Source organism: Pedobacter sp. 01T416_2, from assembly GCF_056398925.1.
In genome coordinates this window covers 1-4,030 of record NZ_JBFTQI010000549.1, presented here as the reverse complement: position 1 = coordinate 4,030, position 4,030 = coordinate 1, and the positions used below count along the sequence as shown (strand labels likewise).

Annotated in this window: 5 protein-coding genes; 3 read left to right on the top strand and 2 right to left on the bottom strand. The window is 38.7% G+C overall.

The window, feature by feature from the left end; translation table 11 throughout:
- The 3 genes from AC1DPQ_RS20025 to AC1DPQ_RS20015 form a co-directional block, all read left to right on the top strand.
- Nucleotides 1–1,701, top strand: a 1,701-nt coding sequence (locus AC1DPQ_RS20025) for an Ig-like domain-containing protein (protein ID WP_477610662.1), incomplete at its 5' end; no start/stop codon positions are given.
- Between the two features lie 479 nt (nucleotides 1,702–2,180).
- Nucleotides 2,181–2,360 (top strand): M57 family metalloprotease, encoded by a 180-nt coding sequence (locus tag AC1DPQ_RS20020; protein WP_477586194.1) that lies wholly within the window; start codon nucleotides 2,181–2,183, stop codon nucleotides 2,358–2,360.
- A gap of 165 nt (nucleotides 2,361–2,525) precedes the next feature.
- The gene (locus AC1DPQ_RS20015; protein ID WP_477586196.1) at nucleotides 2,526–2,774 is read left to right on the top strand and encodes a hypothetical protein; all 249 of its coding nucleotides are present in this window, start codon (nucleotides 2,526–2,528) and stop codon (nucleotides 2,772–2,774) included.
- A 102-nt stretch (nucleotides 2,775–2,876) separates the two neighbouring features.
- On the opposite strand, the gene AC1DPQ_RS20010 is transcribed toward AC1DPQ_RS20015, so the two are convergent.
- Nucleotides 2,877–3,629: an SDR family NAD(P)-dependent oxidoreductase gene (locus tag AC1DPQ_RS20010; RefSeq protein WP_477610661.1), complete on the bottom strand. Its 753-nt coding sequence runs from the start codon at nucleotides 3,627–3,629 to the stop codon at nucleotides 2,877–2,879.
- Between the two features lie 103 nt (nucleotides 3,630–3,732).
- Nucleotides 3,733–4,030, bottom strand: a 298-nt coding sequence (locus AC1DPQ_RS20005) for a winged helix-turn-helix transcriptional regulator (RefSeq protein ID WP_477610660.1), incomplete at its 5' end; no start/stop codon positions are given.

Sequence of the window (4,030 nt, the reverse complement as noted above, 5' to 3'; positions counted from 1 at the left end):
GCTAAAGCAACTGATAATAACGGGGGAACAACGACATCTGCTATCGTAAACGTTACCGTAAATACCCTGCCAACAATCGCCATCAGTTTACCGGCAAACAATGCTGTATATGCTACAGGTGCAAATGTTACTATTAATGCCAGCGCTACAGATGCGGACGGTACGGTTGCTAAAGTAGAGTTTTATCAGGGCAGCACGCTTTTAGGCCAGTCGACCACTGCACCATATAGCTTTACTTGGAATAATCCTGCTGTAGGAGCTTATGCGCTTACCGCAAAGGCAACCGATAATAACGGGGGAACAACGACATCTGCTATCGTAAACGTTACCGTAAATACCTTGCCAACAGTAGCCATCAGTTCACCGGCAAATAATGCTGTGTTTACTGCGGGTACAGACCTTACCATTAATGCCAACGCTACGGATGGAGATGGTACGGTTGCTAAAGTAGAATTTTATCAGGGCAGCACATTGCTAGGTCAGTCAGGCACTGCACCTTACAGTTTCACCTGGACTAATCTTCCTGCTGGAAACTATGCGCTTACCGCAAAGGCAACCGATAATAACGGGGGAACAAGCACATCAACAGCTGTAAATGTTACGGTCAGCGCTGCGCCAACGGTGGCGATTACCGCTCCGGTAAACAACGCTGTGTTTACCTCAAACTCGAATATTACCCTTAATGTCAATACTACCGGAACGATTGTTAAAGTAGAGTTTTATCAAGGATCAACCTTGTTGGGCCAATCTACAACGGCACCGTATAACATGGTGTGGAATAATGTTCCATCAGGAACGTATACGCTTAGTGCAAAAGCAACCGATAATTTAGGCAGGGTGGCTACATCTTCAGCTGTTACGGTGAAAGTAAACGCACCACAGGCTTTAGCGGTTAATCCGGTGGCCGATGCATTTGTAAGGGATGGTGCTTTTGCAAACGCTAATAACGGAACATTGAGCAATTTGGATGTGAGTAATGATAATTTATCCAATTTTAGGGAATCTTACCTGCGTTTCGATTATAGCACATTTTCGGGTTCAGTAGTGAACAGTGCAAAGATCAGGGTATATGCTTCCCGTATAGATGTCAATCCATTGAGGACTGTATCGGTGTATGGCCTGTCTAATACCACCTGGGGAGAAAATTCCATTACCTGGAACAACAAGCCATCAGAAAACGGTACACTACTGGGCAGCTATACTGTTAAAAATACAGTACGTGCCTGGTACGTACTGGATGTAACAGCCTATATCAATAGCCAGCTTGCTTTAGGGAAAAAAATCGTTTCCTTCAAACTGATCAATGAAGGCGCAAAAGGATTTGGTAACCTGGTAAGCTTTAATTCGCGTGAGGCAACCAGCAATAAGCCAGAACTGTTATTGAACCAGGAAGCCAGTGCAATGAGTTCCGAAGAGCTGCCATTAAATACCAATAATGGCAATGCCCTTGGATCATTACTGGCATTAAAAGTTACCGCATGGCCAAATCCAAGTACGACTGGGTTTAAAGTGCAGGTAGAAAGTCCTAGTAACGAAGCCTTACAGTATAGGGTATATAATGTTGCCCAGCAATTGGTTAAGGAAGCTAAAACAGCAGTTACTGAGCAGCTAACTTTTGGGGCCGAACTCCCTACCGGTGTATATGTGGTAGAGGTAAGACAGGGTGCAGAAAGAAAGGTTGTGAAAGTAATTAAGTTATAGCCGTTTTTTAAATATTATTTAAAAAGAGAGTGCCTAAAAGCACTCTCTTTTTGATGACTTGGAAAAAGTCATCTTTTTTATCTAAAAAGAAGTAAAGAATATACTTTATCCTTCTTACGATATTTATTAAATCTTTTCTTGTTTCCCCAAAATGGTCATAATGGCTAAATGATAAAATACGCATTTTAACTTATTGATCTAATGATTGCAAAATACAATCCTTTAGGCCTGCGTATGACTTTTCAAAGGGCAAATACAGGTACTTACAGGTAATATTGATGTATTTGGATTTAACGAGGGATCAAGTGGTGGTTATATCACTTTAGGTTCAGCTGGTTTTCCTACCTCAACGGGCGAACCATTTAATTAGGTTAAAATGAATGCGAATGCCTATGGAATAAATCCTTGTTTACTGCATGTTGCTTCTGTTTTTACAACATGAAGCTGGGCATTGCACAGGATTCAGCTAAACTGACTATATGGACTGGGCGTATAGCTGTGGAGGAAGACGCTCCAACGAAGAAACAGCAAGAGTTGGTGCTATCCAGATACCGGGAACACCATCAAAAGAAAATGCAGAATCATTTATGCTGGCCTGCTTTAACGGCGGCAGCCGCACATTCAATGCGAATGATGTAATTGCAATGAATTACTTATAAAAAACCAAAATACTGATCAGATATAAATCAAAAGAAGGGAGCTTGAAAATGCTCCCTCTTTGTAATCAACCCACTATAGCACAGCGATCTGGTTAGCCGTCTTAAGCTGTAAAACATCTTTTTTCTGAAAAACTGAAGAACTTCTGTAAATTAATTCACAAACTAATGATGAACTCAAAAAAAGGCAAGAAAATTGTAGAAAGAGAGCTGGCTAAACATTGCCTCCCGGCAATACAGATCGATAAGAATACATCACTTGATAAGCTTATTTCCTTGAGAGAGGGACAAAGTGTAGAAGATGAAAATGGAAGGGTTGGGATTCTATTGAGCCTAGAGATAAAAGCCTATAGAACTGAAACTCATATTTATTTAAAACTTTCTTCGAGCCCGAAAATGATTTTGATTATTAAATGATATGCTAAATAAAAAAGGAGCGGAGGGGGATGTAGCAGAGCAGTCCTGACCTTCCAGTTAGAATTGTAATATGCAACATTTTCTTATTAGATTTTTACAGACTCATAAACCAGCTCCACCACTCGTCTCTATATATTGACCGGTTATCCAGCCACCGTCCTCGCTACACAAAAAAGTTACTACCTTTGATATGTCTTCAGGGGTACCAACCCTTTTTAATGCATTCATATTTCCAACACTGGTTTTAACCATTTGGTCTTTAAACCTCTCCTTATTCATATCAGTATCAGTTGCACCAGGCGCAACTGAATTAACAGTAATTTGTCTCCCACCCAATAATGAAGCCAAGGCAATAGTAAAATTATCTATGGCCGCTTTTGTCATTGAGTATGTCAGCACCTCATGTCGTGGTGTTTTTGATAGATTTGAAGATATATTAATAATTCTGCCTCCATTATTAATTTTTGAAATAAAATGCTGTGTGATAAAAAAAACAGATTTGACATTGACATTGAACATATTGTCAAACTGTTCTTCAGTAGTGTTTTCAATGCCAACTCTTTCAAGAGCTCCAGCATTGTTAATCAAAATGTCTATTCCTCTTCCGGATAAAATTGTGTTTATCTGTGAGAATAATTCATCTAAGGATTTTTTATTCGAGAAATCACCTCTAACTATTTCCCCTTTACCACCAATAGTATGAACTTCATTCAATACTTCTTCAGCAGAATCTCTATTGTTTGTGTAATGAATTATCACAAATGCCCCCTCTTTTGCTAAATCAAGTGCAATTGATCTTCCGATACCTCTGCTTGAACCGGTTATCAAAGCAATCTTATTCCCAAGTTTATTCATCGTTATTCAAGTTTATATTTCTAAATTATTACCACTAATGGTTCTTTGCTTTACAGCTGTTGCTATTTTTGTCACTAGCCCAAACAGATATGCTGAAAAGGCATTATTGTGAAAGTATTTTTTCTCTATGTAATTGTCCCCATTCCCTCAATTCTAAAAGCACTTTTGTAATTGATAATCCGTGTTCTGTGATTGAATATTCTGTGGTTTTAGGAAAAGCATCAATCGTTTTTTTAGAAATCAATAAATTATTTTCTAAATCTTTTAGGTCTTTAGAAAGTGTCCGATCGGTTATTTTTTTAAACAATTTAGATATTTCTGAAAATCTTTTGGGTTCAAAAGATAATAATATCAATATTGATATTTTCCATTTGCCCGAAAGGATATCCAAAGTATCTGTC

Excerpts from the sequence above, each read along its gene's own strand:
- AC1DPQ_RS20020 (WP_477586194.1), top strand. The coding sequence starts at position 2,181 with ATGGACTGGGCGTATAGCTGTGGAGGAAGACGCTCCAACGAAGAAACA.
- AC1DPQ_RS20015 (WP_477586196.1), top strand. The coding sequence starts at position 2,526 with ATGATGAACTCAAAAAAAGGCAAGAAAATTGTAGAAAGAGAGCTGGCT.
- AC1DPQ_RS20010 (WP_477610661.1), bottom strand. The coding sequence starts at position 3,629 with ATGAATAAACTTGGGAATAAGATTGCTTTGATAACCGGTTCAAGCAGA.